The 12,905-nt window shown below is 71.6% G+C and carries 12 protein-coding genes; 4 read left to right on the top strand and 8 right to left on the bottom strand.

Annotation, left to right across the window (positions count from 1 at the left end):
• Positions 1-2 precede the first annotated feature (2 nt).
• Both AC5020_RS13410 and AC5020_RS13405 read left to right on the top strand, forming a co-directional pair.
• A complete protein-coding gene (locus tag AC5020_RS13410; RefSeq protein ID WP_464988650.1) occupies positions 3-1,658 on the top strand; it encodes a dipeptide ABC transporter ATP-binding protein in 1,656 nt (551 codons plus the stop codon).
• A gap of 10 nt (positions 1,659-1,668) precedes the next feature.
• Positions 1,669-2,334 carry a GntR family transcriptional regulator gene (locus AC5020_RS13405; protein WP_464988649.1) on the top strand — a complete coding sequence of 222 codons (666 nt, stop codon included), beginning with the start codon at positions 1,669-1,671 and terminating at the stop codon, positions 2,332-2,334.
• Between the two features lie 214 nt (positions 2,335-2,548).
• Here AC5020_RS13405 and AC5020_RS13400 read toward each other — a convergent pair whose 3' ends face one another.
• The 8 genes from AC5020_RS13400 to AC5020_RS13365 all read right to left on the bottom strand — a co-directional run bounded on the left by AC5020_RS13400 (position 2,549) and on the right by AC5020_RS13365 (position 10,175).
• Entirely contained in the window at positions 2,549-3,214 is a 666-nt protein-coding gene (locus AC5020_RS13400; protein ID WP_377018639.1) for a YoaK family protein, read from the bottom strand.
• Between the two features lie 157 nt (positions 3,215-3,371).
• Positions 3,372-4,736 carry an MFS transporter gene (locus AC5020_RS13395; RefSeq protein WP_464988648.1) on the bottom strand — a complete coding sequence of 455 codons (1,365 nt, stop codon included), beginning with the start codon at positions 4,734-4,736 and terminating at the stop codon, positions 3,372-3,374.
• 173 nt (positions 4,737-4,909) lie between these two features.
• Positions 4,910-5,350 (bottom strand): MarR family winged helix-turn-helix transcriptional regulator, encoded by a 441-nt coding sequence (locus AC5020_RS13390; RefSeq protein ID WP_464988647.1) that lies wholly within the window; start codon positions 5,348-5,350, stop codon positions 4,910-4,912.
• On the bottom strand, positions 5,322-5,795 hold the full coding sequence (locus AC5020_RS13385) for a GNAT family N-acetyltransferase (protein WP_464988646.1): 474 nt from the start codon (positions 5,793-5,795) through the stop codon (positions 5,322-5,324). Before AC5020_RS13385 ends, AC5020_RS13390 begins: the two co-directional genes overlap by 29 nt.
• A 49-nt stretch (positions 5,796-5,844) precedes the next feature.
• The gene (locus AC5020_RS13380; RefSeq protein WP_464988645.1) at positions 5,845-6,876 is read right to left on the bottom strand and encodes a sugar kinase; all 1,032 of its coding nucleotides are present in this window, start codon (positions 6,874-6,876) and stop codon (positions 5,845-5,847) included.
• Complete coding sequence (locus tag AC5020_RS13375) at positions 6,873-7,526, bottom strand: bifunctional 4-hydroxy-2-oxoglutarate aldolase/2-dehydro-3-deoxy-phosphogluconate aldolase (RefSeq protein WP_464988644.1); 654 nt, start codon at positions 7,524-7,526, stop codon at positions 6,873-6,875. The genes AC5020_RS13380 and AC5020_RS13375 overlap by 4 nt, the downstream gene beginning before the upstream one ends.
• 100 nt (positions 7,527-7,626) lie before the next feature.
• On the bottom strand, positions 7,627-8,646 hold the full coding sequence (locus tag AC5020_RS13370; RefSeq protein ID WP_464988643.1) for an L-idonate 5-dehydrogenase: 1,020 nt from the start codon (positions 8,644-8,646) through the stop codon (positions 7,627-7,629).
• Entirely contained in the window at positions 8,643-10,175 is a 1,533-nt protein-coding gene (locus tag AC5020_RS13365) for a mannitol dehydrogenase family protein (RefSeq protein WP_464988642.1), read from the bottom strand. The genes AC5020_RS13370 and AC5020_RS13365 overlap by 4 nt, the downstream gene beginning before the upstream one ends.
• A 296-nt stretch (positions 10,176-10,471) precedes the next feature.
• On the opposite strand from AC5020_RS13365, the gene AC5020_RS13360 reads away from it, so the two are divergent.
• Together AC5020_RS13360 and AC5020_RS13355 are read left to right on the top strand one after the other, a co-directional pair.
• Positions 10,472-11,554, top strand: coding sequence for a LacI family DNA-binding transcriptional regulator (locus AC5020_RS13360; RefSeq protein ID WP_377792501.1), 1,083 nt, complete (start codon positions 10,472-10,474; stop codon positions 11,552-11,554).
• A gap of 30 nt (positions 11,555-11,584) precedes the next feature.
• Positions 11,585-12,889 (top strand): ABC transporter substrate-binding protein, encoded by a 1,305-nt coding sequence (locus tag AC5020_RS13355; RefSeq protein ID WP_377792502.1) that lies wholly within the window; start codon positions 11,585-11,587, stop codon positions 12,887-12,889.
• Positions 12,890-12,905: the final 16 nt, after the last annotated feature.

Below are 12,905 nucleotides of genomic sequence, written 5' to 3'. Positions count from 1 at the left end.
GCATGAACGATGCGAGAGAGCACGACCCCGGCGTCTCGGCCCCGCAGGACGAGCTCGTCCTGGAGATCCGGGACCTGTCGGTCGCCTACGGCGACACCGCGGTCCTCCAGGACGTCGGTCTCACCCTCGCGCCGGGAGAGCGCGCCGCGATCGTGGGCGGCTCGGGATCGGGCAAGTCCACGACGATCTCGGCGATCCTGGGGCTGCTGCCCGGCGCCGGCCGGATCACCGCCGGCTCCATCCGCTACCGCGGCCGGGAGCTCGCCGGCGCCCCCGAGGCCACCTATCGCCGGCTGCGCGGGCAGGGGATCGCCCTTGTCCCGCAGGACCCGATGACCAACCTCAACCCCACGATGCGCATCGGCGACCACATCGCCGACGCCCTGCGCGCCTACGGCCACCGCGACCGCGCCGCCATCACGCAGGACGTCGTCCGGCTGATGACCGAGGCCGGCATCCCCGAGGCCGAACGGCGCCGCAAGCAGTTCCCGCACGAGTTCTCCGGCGGCATGCGTCAGCGGGTGCTGATCGCGATCGCGCTCGCCGGGGACCCCGACGTGATCATCGCCGACGAGCCCACCAGCGCCCTCGACGTCAGCGTGCAGAAGCAGATCCTCGACCATTTCGAGCGCCTCGTCGTCCAGCGCGGCATGTCCCTACTGTTCGTCACCCACGACCTCGGGGTGGCCGCCGACCGCACCGACACCATCCTGGTCATGCACGAGGGCCGTGTCATCGAGCGCGGATCGCCGAGCGCGGTGCTGCGTTCGGCCCGGGAGGAGTACACCAAGCGGCTGGTCGAGGCCTCGCCCACCCTCGAAGTCGCGCCGCGGCAGGAGGAGCCGCCCCCGCGCTCGTCCGCGCAGGCCCGTCGTGAGCAGGTGCTGCGCATCGAGGACCTGCGCAAGGTCTACCGGCTGCGCGGCGGCCGCAGCGAGGTCGTCGCCCTGGACGGCATCTCCTTCGCCGCCCGCCGCGGCCGCACCACAGCGGTCATCGGCGAATCCGGCTCGGGCAAATCGACGCTCGCCAAGATCGTCCTCGGACTGGAGAAGGCCAGCGCGGGCACAGTGCTCATGGACGGCCGCCCGGTGGACACGCGCCGTTCATCGGTGCGCCGCGACCTGCGTCGCTTCGCCCAGCCCGTCTTCCAGGACCCCTACTCCTCGCTGGATCCGACGTGGACGGTGCAGCGCATCATCGCCGAGCCACTCGCGGTCTTCGGCATCGGCACCCGGGCCGAGCGGGCTCGGCGCGTCGCGGAGCTGCTGGACCAGGTGGCGCTGCCGCGCGAGGTGGCCTCCCGCCTGCCCGGAGAGCTCTCCGGCGGTCAGCGTCAGCGAGTCGCGATCGCCCGGGCCCTGTCGAGCTCCCCGCAGCTGCTGGTGTGCGACGAGGCGGTCTCCGCGCTCGACGTCCTCGTCCAGGACCAGACCCTGGAGCTGCTGGGCGACCTGCAGACGCAGCTGGGCATCTCCTGCCTGTTCATCACGCACGACCTGGCGGTGGTCGCGAACCTCGCCGACGACGTGGTGGTCATGCACGGCGGCAGCATCGTGGAGACCGGAGCCACCGGTACAGTGATCAGCGACCCTGCCCACGACTACACCCGTGGCCTGCTCGAGGCAGCGCCGGGTCGGGAGTTCATGAATGTCTGATCCGGCGGCGGTGAGAATCGCTGGCGACCTGCGCGAGGCGATCATCACCGGCGCCCTCGCCCCCGGCGAACGGTTGCGCGAGGTCGCCCTCGCCCAGCAGTTCGGAATCTCCCGCGTCCCCGTCCGGGAGGCGCTGCGTGAGCTCGCCACCGACGGCTACGTGCAGCTGCGCCCCAACGCCGGGGCCCGCGTGGCCGAGCCCGAGCATGAGGACATGCGCGTGCTGTTCGACATGAGGACCGTGTTGGAGACCTCCACGACCCGCACCGCGGCCGAGCGCGCCGCCCGCCTGACCTCGCCGCAGGGGGACCCGGAATGGGCAGCGGCATGGGAGGCGGCGCACGAGATCCTGCGAGCCGGTGACGACGCCATCTCTGCAGATCGTCCGGAGGAGCTGGCCGCTCTGAACGTGCGCTTCCACAATGCGCTGGGGGCGCTGTCGGGGCGGGCCAGCTTCACCTCGCTGCTGCGTCAGCTCACCGGGCGCACGCAGTGGATGCATGCCTTGGCCCCGGCCCACGTGCGCCACCGCGGAGACGCCGCGTGGAACGAGCACCGGGAGATCCTCGAGCACATCGGCCGCGGCAACGCCCGCGAGGCCAGCGAGCTCATGTCCCGCCACCTCGAACGCTCCCGGAACGCCTTCCTGGCCTCCCGTACGCCCGAGCAGGCCTGAGTGGCCGGTCGGGTCCGCCGGGCGTGAGCTGCCGCCGCCCACCCGAGTCGACGCGGCGATCCCGGGGCGACGCGGCGATCCCGGGTCGGCGCGGCGATTCACCCGCCCGGAGAACGCTCCCGCGGGAACGCGCGCATCTCGTAGACGTTCCCGCGGGAACGTCTACGGCTCGAAAGCGTTCCCGCGGGAACGTTTCTGAGACGTGCGGGCTCTCTCACTCGCTCTCGCGCAGCCGGTGCCCGAGGATCGCGACGCTGAGGGTGACGGCGACGGTCACCGCGATACCCAGCCACAACGAGATGTAGAGCGTCAGTGCGCCGACGAAGGCGCCGAGCACGATGAGCACGATGGCCAGGATCCGTCGGCCCCAGGCCTCGCCCGTGCCGCCGGCGAGACGGGAATCGGCGGCCAGCCCCACGATGGTGGAGGTGACCACGACGGTGGTGACGTCGGCGACGGCGAGGCGCCGGGCCGCGGCCGCCTGCATGCCCATCGCCACCGCGAGCAGAGTGGTGGTGGCGGCTCCGAGGACCGCATGGGACGGCGTGCCGGGCAGCGCGGCGATGATCGCGGAACCGAGCAGACCGGCCGTGACCAGCACCAGGAGCACTGTGGTGCGCGTGGTCCACGTGCCCTTGGGGGTGGGGCCGAGCACACGCCCGCCCAGGACGGCCCCCGCCAGGAAGCCGAGCAGGGCCAGTGCCGGCCGGACGATCGGGAGCCCGTTGGCGCCCGCGAGTCCCATCCCGAGCAGGACCACGTTGCCGGTCATGTTGCCGCTGAAGACCCGATCGAAACCGAGGTAGCCGACCGCATCGATCACCCCGGTCGAGAAGGTCAGGGCGAGCATGAGGGTGAGATGTGGACGAGCGCGCACCATGCTCCGGATTGTATACAAGCAGGTAGCCCCTCGGCGTGCTGACCAGGCAGTGGACACGCTCAACTACGCGAGAGTCCTTCTCGGCTGCACGCCGCCCCGACCGTGCACTGCGTGGCGTTCGCCAGGTGCCCTGGCGTTCGGCGGCCCTTCGGCGGGTTCAGGCCTCGTCGCCGGCCGTGATCGCCTCGGCCTCCTCGACACCGGTGAGGTGGTGCTGGCCGACCGAGTCCAGGTGGCGCCGGCCGATGATCAGCATGAGCATGCTCGCCACGACGCTGATGGCCGCCAGGAGGTACGGAGCACCCGCTGCGGTCGCGGCCGCGAGCGGGCCGGCCACGGCCGGGGCGATCGCCCCGCCGAGGAAGCGCACACCCGAGTAGGCGGAGCTGGCCACTCCACGCGGAAGGTCGGTGGCCTCCATGACGGTCTCGGTCAGGGCGGTGTTCATGATGCCCAGCAGGAGGCCACCGATCATGATCAGCACCACCAGGCCGGCCATCGACTCATGGGAGACGCTGAGGACCAGCATCAGCACGGTGAGCAGCCCGAGCGTGCCCAGCAGGGTGGGGATCAGCCCGAGCCTGCGAGTCAGGATCGGGGCAACGAACACCGAGGTGATCGCCAGCGCCACGCCCCACCCGAAGAACACGCCGCCGATGCCGAGGGCGCCGAACTCGAGTCCGTGGGCGGCGGCCGCATCCTCCAGGGGGAAGGGTGAGTAGGCGAGCAGCGTGAAGAAGGCGAAGTTGTAGAAGATCGCGGTCAGGGCGAGGGTGCGCAGCGCCGGGTGGGCCAGCGCGCGCAGCGAGGCCAGCGGGGAGACGTGCGCGGGCGTGGCCTCCTTCTGCAGCAGCATCATGATCGCGAGGAAGCCGACGGCCATGAGCACGGCGGTGCCCGCGAAGGGGACGCGCCAGGAGACATGGCCGAGCAGCCCGCCCAGCAGGGGTCCGACGGCCATGCCGATGCCGAGCGCAGTCTCGTAGAGGATGATCGCGCCGGCGCTGGGCCCGGCGGTCGCACCCACGATCGCGGCCAGCGCGGTCGCGATGAACAGGGCATTGCCCAGGCCCCAGCCGGCCCGCAGCCCGATGATCTCGCCGACGGATCCGGCCCCTGCGGCCAGCGCCGCGAAGATGACCACCAGGGTCAGGCCGATCAGCAGGGTGCGCTTGACGCCCACCCGCGAGGCGAACCAGCTGGTGAAGAACATGGCGATCGCGGTGACGAAGAGGTAGCTGGTGAACAGCAGCATCGCCTGCGAGGGCGTGGCCTCGAGCTGGGTGCTGATGGCGGGCAGGATCGGGTCGACCAGGCCGATTCCCATGAAGGACACGGTCGCGGCGAAGGCGATCGCCCACACGGCCTTGGGCTGGCGGAAAGCCTCGCGCAGGGTCGGGGCAGAGCTGCCGGCCGGCGCGGCCTGCGAGGCCGACGGCGGGCCGTCAGCGGGAGCGGTCTGAGGGGCCGACGGTGAGGTGGCGGCGTGTCGCGACGCTGACTCGGGAGCCTGGGAAGCCATGCGGAAGAGTCCTTCGAGCGGGGTGGGATGGGGAAAGGGCGGGCGGTTCGGGATGTGATCGTCGGCGCAGGGCACGTGTTCGCCGGCGGGGCCACCGGGCGGGCACGAGGACGCCGGCCTGCAGCCGTGCGACCTCTCGGGTCGACGGGCCGACGGTCATGCCGTCGTGAGGGTTACCCGTCGTGCGTGTCGACGATGCGGGCGAGGATCTCCGCGGCCCGATCGAGCGCGTCGAGGTCCTCGGCGGGGAGGGGTTTGAGAAGCGTCCCGACCCCGTCCGCGAGCTGCGTTCTCCACTGCGCGAGCTGGGCCGAGCCCCGATCGGTGATGGAGACGAGCGAGGAGCGGGAGTCGTCGGGATCGACCTCGCGCTGGACGAGGCCCTCCTCCTCGAGGCGCTTGATGACCGTGGTCGCCGTGGGACGGGAGACCCGCTCACGGTCGGCGATCTCGCTGAGGCGCAGCGGTCCGTGCCGGTCGATCGTGGCGACCACGCGCCAGGACACCGTGCCGACCCCGACCTCGGACCGTCGGGCGGCGAGCCGCGAGAACTGGCTGCAGACCAGCGCAAGATGCTGCGAGAGCTCAGCGGAGGGCGGGGGAGGAGTCGTCACAGGCACTCACGATAGTGAGCAATGCTAACCAGTGCAACGTCCTCGGCCCGGGTGGGAGACGCACGAGACAGGACGGCCCCTCGGGGTCCACTGTCAGACGCGACCATCCGTGCACACTGCGCGCTCGCTCCACCAGGATCGAGACGACCGCGCGGCCGATGCCTGCGCCGCGCACCCGGGCCAGGAGGATCAGGTCCATCCCGCCGCTGCGCCTGTCATCAGCGGCGTGGAGCTGGGCGAGCCCGACGGCTTCACCGTGGCGGAGGACCAGGAAGCACTCCACCTCCGGCAGACGCGCCCCGAGGTACTTCGCCCGGATCACCGCATCCGGCAAGGGGCTCGGCCCGCCCCAGCCGTGGAAGGACGGATCGTCGAAGAGTGCCCGAAGTTCCGCGAAGTCGGCCGCTGAGGTCGGCCGTACGGATACCGCGTCGCTCGTGCCCACGGCGGGAAGTGTGCCACGCGCAGGAGGCAGCACGGCCCGGCTCAGCGGATCAGCGGCTGACCGGGTCGGCGCCACTCCCGGCGAGCAGCGCGTCGAGGTCGCGAAGGCGCGGGGAGCCTTCCCAGTCGCCGGGGGTCGTGCAGGCGAGGGCTCCGCAGGCGTTGGCCCGGGTGAGGCGAGCGGGCACATCGAGCCCCTCGAGGCGCGCGCTGAGGTAGCCGGCGACGAACGCGTCTCCGGCGCCGACGGTGTCGACCACGTCGACCTCATGCCCAGGTGCTTCAGCGATGTCCGTGGCGTCGCCCCCGGCGACAGCCGCGGCCCCGTCGGCGCCGAGCTTGATGACGACCTCGCGGCGGGACCCGGCGGACAGCGCCCGCAGCAGCCCGCGGTGATCATCCTCGGCGACATCCGGCGTCAGGATCGAGAGCTCCTCCGGCCCGCCGAAGAGGATGTCGACGTGCTCGAGGATGTCCCCGAGCAGCTCCGCGAGGCGCTCGCGGGAGCCCAGGCGGGAGCGGTAGTTCACGTCGAGGCTGACGGGCACGCCGGCGGCGACGGCCCGCTGGACGGCGGCCGCATTGGTGGCATGCGCGCTCTCCGAGAGCAACGGCGTGATGCCGCTGAGGTGCAGCAGACGGGCGTGCTCGATGAGGCCGACGGGGAGATCGTCCGGCCTGATCGCGGAGGCGGCGGAGCCGGCCCGGTAGTAGTCCACGCGCGTGGTGGTGGCGCTGGGGCGCGACTTGACCATCAGCCCCGTCGGCCGCTCGGGATCGATCCCGCAGTGCACCTCCACGCCCTCGCCACGGATCTCGCGGATCACCCGCGTGCCCAGCGGGTCATCGCCCACCCGGCTGACCCAGGCCGACGGGACGCCGAGACGGCGCAGGCCGATCGCGAGGTTCGATTCGGCGCCGCCGAGCGCGATGTCCACCGAGGACAGGTGGGCGAGGGAACCGACGGCGGCGCTGCGCATCAGCGCCATGGTCTCGCCGAGGGTCACGACCCAGGGTGCGGAGCCGGCGGGCACCGGCTGCTGGGGGACGGCGGGCGCGGGCGGGCCGGCGGGACTGCTCACGCCCCGGCCTCCCGGGTGGTCGCGCCGACGAACTGCACGGCGCGATCGGCCAGGGCATCGAGGCTGCCCCCCTTGAGGGCGTCGCCGAGCAGCGGGCCGCCGACGCTGACGGCGTCGGCTCCGGCCTGCAGCCAGCGGCGGGCCGCCTCCAGGTCCACGCCGCCGGAGGGGATCACTCGGATGCCGGGGAACGGGCCGCGCAGGTCCTTGACGTAGCCGGGGCCGACGACGCTGGCGGGGAACACCTTGACCGCCGCCGCGCCCGCGGCCCAGCCCTGGTGCAGCTCGCTCGGGGTGAGGCCGCCGGGGATGATCGCGATGCCTGCTTCGGCGGCGGCCTCGAGCAGGTCGGGGCGGGTGATCGGGGTGACGATGTAACGGGCGCCGTGCTTGGCGGCCGTGCGCAGGTCGCCCGGGTCGGTGACGGTGCCGACGGCGATGTCCAGCTGCTCGCCGAAGCGCTCCACCAGGCCCGGCAGCTCCTCGAGGGTGCCGGGGGTGGAGAGGGTCAGCTCGACGGAACGGATGCCGGCGCCGGCGAGGGTCTCCAGGATCGGGGCGTACTGGTCGGCACGCTCGCCGCGGATCACCACGATCAGGCGCGCGGCCGCGGTGCGCTCGGGAAGGGTGGGGCGGTCGTTGGTGGTCATGAGAGGTCCCCTTGTCGTGGGTGGCGGTCGACGGGATGCACCTGCACCCCGATTCTCACAGCTGCGGTGCGCACGGCTCGAGCCCCGGCGGCCTCGATCCTCATCGCTGCGGTGGTGACAGCTCCAGCAGCACCTTGGCCGAGCGGGAGGCGTCCTTCGCGGTCGCGAACGCCTCGGTGGCCTCGGAGCCCGGGAGCATCTGGGTGATCACCGCGTCGAACCGTTCGTCGGCGGCCAGCAGCTCGATGGCCTCGTCGATCTCCGTGTCGAAGCGCTGGGTCCCGCGCAGCTGCACCTCCTTGGCGACCAGGCGGGCGAGGTTCACCGGGATCTCGGTGTCCGGCAGGATCGCGACCTGCACGATGATCCCGGCCGGTCGCACGGCGCGCATGCCGGAGGACAGCGAGGCCGGCGCCGAGGAGCATTCGAGCACGACGTCGTAGGTGTCGTCGGCCGGGGCCTCGTCGGTCACCTGAATCGTCCTCGAGGCTCCGAGGGCCGCCGCGCGCTCGAGCGGCTCGGGGCGCACGTCGGTCACATCGACCGAGTCGGCCCCGCGGTGCAGCAGGGCGGAGACGGCCAGCAGACCGATCGGCCCTGCTCCCAGGACCAGGCACTTCTTCCCGGTGACGTCACCGGCGATGGTGACGGCGTGGAGGGACACGGCGAAGGGCTCCGCCAGGGTCGCCCGACGCAGCGGCAGGTTCTCCGGCAGCGGGCGCAGGTTCCCGCGATCGATGACGAGGTACTCGGCGGCGGCGCCCTGGCGGTGAGGGAACACGCTGGCGCTGCCGAGGTAGTCACCGTGCGGCCACAGATGGGGGCGGTCCTCCAGGCCCGGCTGGCTGGTGCCGTACCGGGCCGGGTGCACGGTCACCGGAGTGCCGGGCGCGTACTCACCGGTGGGGTCCAGATCCACGACGGCCGACAGCTCGTGGCCCGGGACCAGCGGCTCGCGGATGACGAACGCACCGTTGGCGCCGTGGAAGTAGTAGTGCAGGTCGGAGCCGCAGATGCCGACGTAGGCGACCCGCAGGCGCACCTCGCCCTCGCCCGGCTCGACGTCGGGGACGTCCTGCCAGCGGATGTCGCCTGCGGCATGGATGGTCAGGGCCTTCACGGGCGGTTCTCCTTCGAGGGGGCGGACGTCAGGGACGCGGACAGGGCCTCGCCGGCCGCGGCGCGCGGGCCCGACCGGACGATGGTGGTCAGCAGGTGGCCGACGGTCTCGACGAACTCCTCATGCTCGGCCAGCTGCGCGGAGAGGCATCCGCTCTCCAGCAGCACCCGGGCGTGCTCCGCCGGGGTCGCGGCCGAGGCTGCGACCTCCTGCAGTCGCTGCTGGGCAGGATCGCTCATCGCCCGGGCCTGCTCACCGGGCTCGACGCCGCGCGGCGGGATCACGCACGCGAACCAGGCCGCGACCGTCAGGGCCAGCAGGGCCGGCATGTCGCCGCGCTCGAGGTGGAACAGGGCCGGGACCGGGACGCGCTGCGGCAGGCGCATCGACCCGTCGGACCCCACTTGGCGGGTGCGGTGGCCCAGGTCGTGGTTGCGCCAGCGGTGCTGCAGGTCAGCGATGTATTCGTCGACGTCGAAACCTGCGGGGAGGTCGATCGTGGGCACGTTCTCGCGCTCGATGAGGGCAAGGGTGGCCTCGGCGATCCAGTCCTGCTCGAAGGCCTCGGGAATCGTGCCACGATCGTCCAGAGCGCCGAGGTAGGCGATCAGCGAGTGCGGGCCGTTGAGGATGCGTAGCTTGACCTGCTCGTACTTCTCGACCTCGTCGGACATGATGGCGCCGCCGCGCTCCCAGGCGGGCCGGCCGGCGGGGAAGTCGTCCTCGATCACCCACATGGAGAACTGCTCGGCCCGCACCGGTGCGGCGTCCCGGACGCCCAGCAGCTCGGCGACCTGGTCGGACGTCTCGGGCGTGGTGGCGGGCACGATGCGGTCCACCATGGCGTCGGGGAAGGCGACCTGGTCGCGCACGTAGGTCAGCACGTCGTCCTCGGCCCCCGAGTGCTCGAGGAACTCGGTGACCATCCGGCGCGCGGTCTGCCCGGCGGCGGAGACGTTGTCGCAGGGCAGCACGGTGAACGGTTCGCCGCTGCGGGCGCGAACGGTGAGGCCGCGGGCGAGCAGTCCGATCACGGTGCGAGGCGCGGAGGGGTCGGCGAGGTCCGCCCGCAGCGGCTCGGCGTCGACGTCGAGGTGACCGGTGCGCGGGGAGACGTAGTAGCCGCCCTCGGAGACGGTCAGCGTGAGGATCCGGCGATGGGCGTCGGCGACCTCCCGGATCACGGCCAGCGGATCCTCGGCCATCACCCCGACGCCGCGGTGGACGTCGACGACGTCGGCCCGGGTGCCGCTCTCGGAGAGCTCGAGGACGCTGTAGAGGCCGTCCTGCCTGCTCATCGCGTCGACGACGGAGCGGGAGCGGTTGGCGAAGCCGATGATGCCCCAGTCGCCCTCCTCGGCGGCGAGCGCTCGCGCAGTGTGCACGGCCGCGTGGGCGCGGTGGAAGGCGCCGAGGCCCAGGTGGATGATGCCGGCGCGGGAGGGGTCCGACGGGGCGGCGGCCCCGAGGCGGGGCAGTCCGCCGGAGCGGGCCCTGTCGAGACGAGGGACGTCCCCGGAGGTGGACACGGGAGCCTCCTGGTTGGTGCGTGGTCACGCTGTCTGCGTGACGCCGGAACACGACCCGGGGGACTGCCCGGCGCAAAGCGTTCCACAACGCGGAACGGATGTTTCGATCAGCATATCAAGAGGTCGAAGGGTCGGTCGTGCCGACGGGGAGGCGCCGAGGCCGATCTTGACAGCCCTTAAGTAAGAGTTGCAGACTAAGCGGTCGAAGCGCTTCGACGAAACGCTTCGACGAAGCGCTTCGATGCGTTGACACAGCAGTCGCCGCACAGCGCGACCCACGACGAGGAGGACGCGGGATGGCCACGATGAGCGAGGTCGCACGCCATGCCGGCGTCGCCCTGAGCACCGTGTCCTACATGCTCTCGGGGGACCGGCCCGTGTCCCCGGCGACCAAGGAACGCATCGAGCAGGCCATGACCGAGCTCGGCTACCGGCCCAACGCGATCGCTCGCAGCCTGGCCAGCCGGCGCACCCGGATCCTCGCCCTGCACCTGCCCGAGCTCGACTTCACCGCCGGCGAGACCGTCTTCGAGATCGTCCGCGGTGCCTACGATCGGGCGTCCGAACTGGGATACCTGCTCTCGGTGTGGCCGATCGATGTCGACCGCGCTCCCGAGGAGCTCATCGACCTCGTCGGCCAGGGGCATGCCGACGGCGTCCTGCTGGTCGAGGTCGGTATCGAGGACCGCAGGATCGATGCCCTGTCGGAAGCCGACGTGCCCTTCCTGTCCATCGGCCGTACCGGCGACACCTCTCGCCTGCCCTACGTCGACATCGACTTCGAGGCCACGGTCCGCGAGGCCCTGGACGAGCTGATCGAGCTCGGCCACCGCGACGTGGCGCTGCTGGGCCGCTCGAGCGCCCTCGAGGCCGACGGGTACGCCCCCGCGGTGCGCTCCCACGAATCCTTCGCCCGGATCGCCGGCGAGCGCGGCATCCGCCACCGGGAATACACGGTCGAGGCTTCCCCCCAGGCCGGTCGCGCCCTGGCGAGAGACCTGTTCAGCGGGGAGGACCGCCCCGATGCCGTGATCGCCCTGAACGACCTCGCCGTGGTCGGGCTCGTCAACGAGCTCGCGCTCATGGGCGTCGAGCTGCCCCGCGACCTCTCCGTGGTCACCGTCGTCTCCAGCCGCCGCACCGGATCGATGACCACGCCGACGCTCGCCGGCTGGCAGGGTCCCGGCGAGGAGATGGGCCGCCGGGCCGTCGACGGTCTGCTCGCGCGGCTGGACGACCCGGAATCCGCCCCCAGCCAGGTCCTCGTGACCTGCACCCGATACCACGGCGACTCCGTCAGCGATCGCCGCGATCCCACCAGCATTCCGATCCCCGGCACCGGGTCCCACGATCCGCGGCGTCCGTCGGACAGCAGCTGACAGCCCGTCCCTCACAAGGAAGTAGGAACCATGAAGCGCAGAGATTTCACCACCCTCGCCGCGGCCACGACGCTCGGGGCCGCCGCCGTCCCCACGCTCAGTGCGTGCGGCTCCGGCGGCGGGTCCGGTGACGGCACGTCCCTGGTCATCTGGCATTACGAGAACGAGGACTCCGCCATGGGCCAGGCCTGGGCCCGGGCGCAGGAGATCTTCGAGGAGAAGCACCCCGAGGTCACCGTCACCGTCGAGAAGCAGACCTTCGAGCAGCTCCAGAAGAACGCCAAGATCGTGCTGACCGGCAACGACGTCCCGGACCTGATGGAGTACAACAAGGGCAACTCCACCGCCGGCCAGCTCGCCTCGCAGGGGCTGCTCGAGCCGCTGACCGAGGTCGCCGACGAGAACGGCTGGGGGGACAAGCTCTCCGAGAGCCTGCAGGCCACCTCGCGGTACGACGAGTCCGGGCTGATGGGCTCGGGCGACTGGTTCGGCCTGCCCAACTACGGCGAGTACGTCTACGTCTTCTACAACAAGCGGATGTTCGACGAAGCCGGCGTCTCCGTCCCCACCACGCTCGAGGAGTTCGAGGAGGTCCTGCAGACCTTCGTCGACCAGGGCACCGTCCCCCTCGCCGAAGCGGGCGCCGAGTACCCGGCCGGGCAGCTGTGGTACCAGCTGGTGCTCGCCCACGGTGACCGCAGCTTCGTGGACGCCTATCAGCTGTTCGACGGCGAGGTCGATTTCGCCGGGGATCCGATCATGGCCGGCGCCCAGCGTTTCGCCGACTGGGTCGAGAAGGGCTACATCGCCGCGGACTCCGCCGGGCTGACCGCCGAGGACATGGGCACCGCCTTCATCTCGGGCACCTACCCGATCATGTTCTCCGGCTCCTGGTGGTTCGGGCGCCTGGTGGCAGAGATGTCCGACGACTGGGGGCAGTTCCTCTTCCCCGGCACGGACCTGACCATCGGCTCCTCCGGCAACCTCTGGGTCGTGCCCACCAATGCCGCCAACAAGGACCTGGCCTACGAGTTCATGGAGATCACCATGACCCAGGAGGTCCAGGACCTGCTCGGCCAGAAGGGCGGCCTGCCCGTCGCCGGCGACACCTCCACGATCGAGGACGAGAAGACCAAGGAGATGACCGAGAACTTCACCGAGGTCATCGACGCCGACGGTCTCGCCTTCTACCCGGACTGGCCGGTGGCCGGCTTCTACGACCAGGTCGTCAGTGCGATGCAGTCGTTGATCAACGGCTCGAAGTCCCCTGCGGACGCCATGGCAGAGCTCGGCGAGAGCTACTCCACCGGGCGCGCCGACCTCACCGGCGAGTAAGAGCACCAGCTGGACC

The sequence above is a fragment of the Brachybacterium sp. SYSU DS0246 genome (assembly GCF_059391765.1).
The sequence above is the reverse complement of the archived record's forward strand: the minus strand, read 5'-3'. Positions and strand labels throughout refer to the sequence as shown.

Excerpts from the sequence above, each read along its gene's own strand:
- AC5020_RS13395 (WP_464988648.1), bottom strand. The coding sequence starts at position 4,736 with ATGGCTTCCCAGGCTCCCGAGTCAGCGTCGCGACACGCCGCCACCTCA.
- AC5020_RS13355 (WP_377792502.1), top strand. The coding sequence starts at position 11,585 with ATGAAGCGCAGAGATTTCACCACCCTCGCCGCGGCCACGACGCTCGGG.
- AC5020_RS13400 (WP_377018639.1), bottom strand. The coding sequence starts at position 3,214 with ATGGTGCGCGCTCGTCCACATCTCACCCTCATGCTCGCCCTGACCTTC.
- AC5020_RS13360 (WP_377792501.1), top strand. The coding sequence starts at position 10,472 with ATGGCCACGATGAGCGAGGTCGCACGCCATGCCGGCGTCGCCCTGAGC.
- AC5020_RS13410 (WP_464988650.1), top strand. The coding sequence starts at position 3 with ATGAACGATGCGAGAGAGCACGACCCCGGCGTCTCGGCCCCGCAGGAC.
- AC5020_RS13375 (WP_464988644.1), bottom strand. The coding sequence starts at position 7,526 with ATGACCACCAACGACCGCCCCACCCTTCCCGAGCGCACCGCGGCCGCG.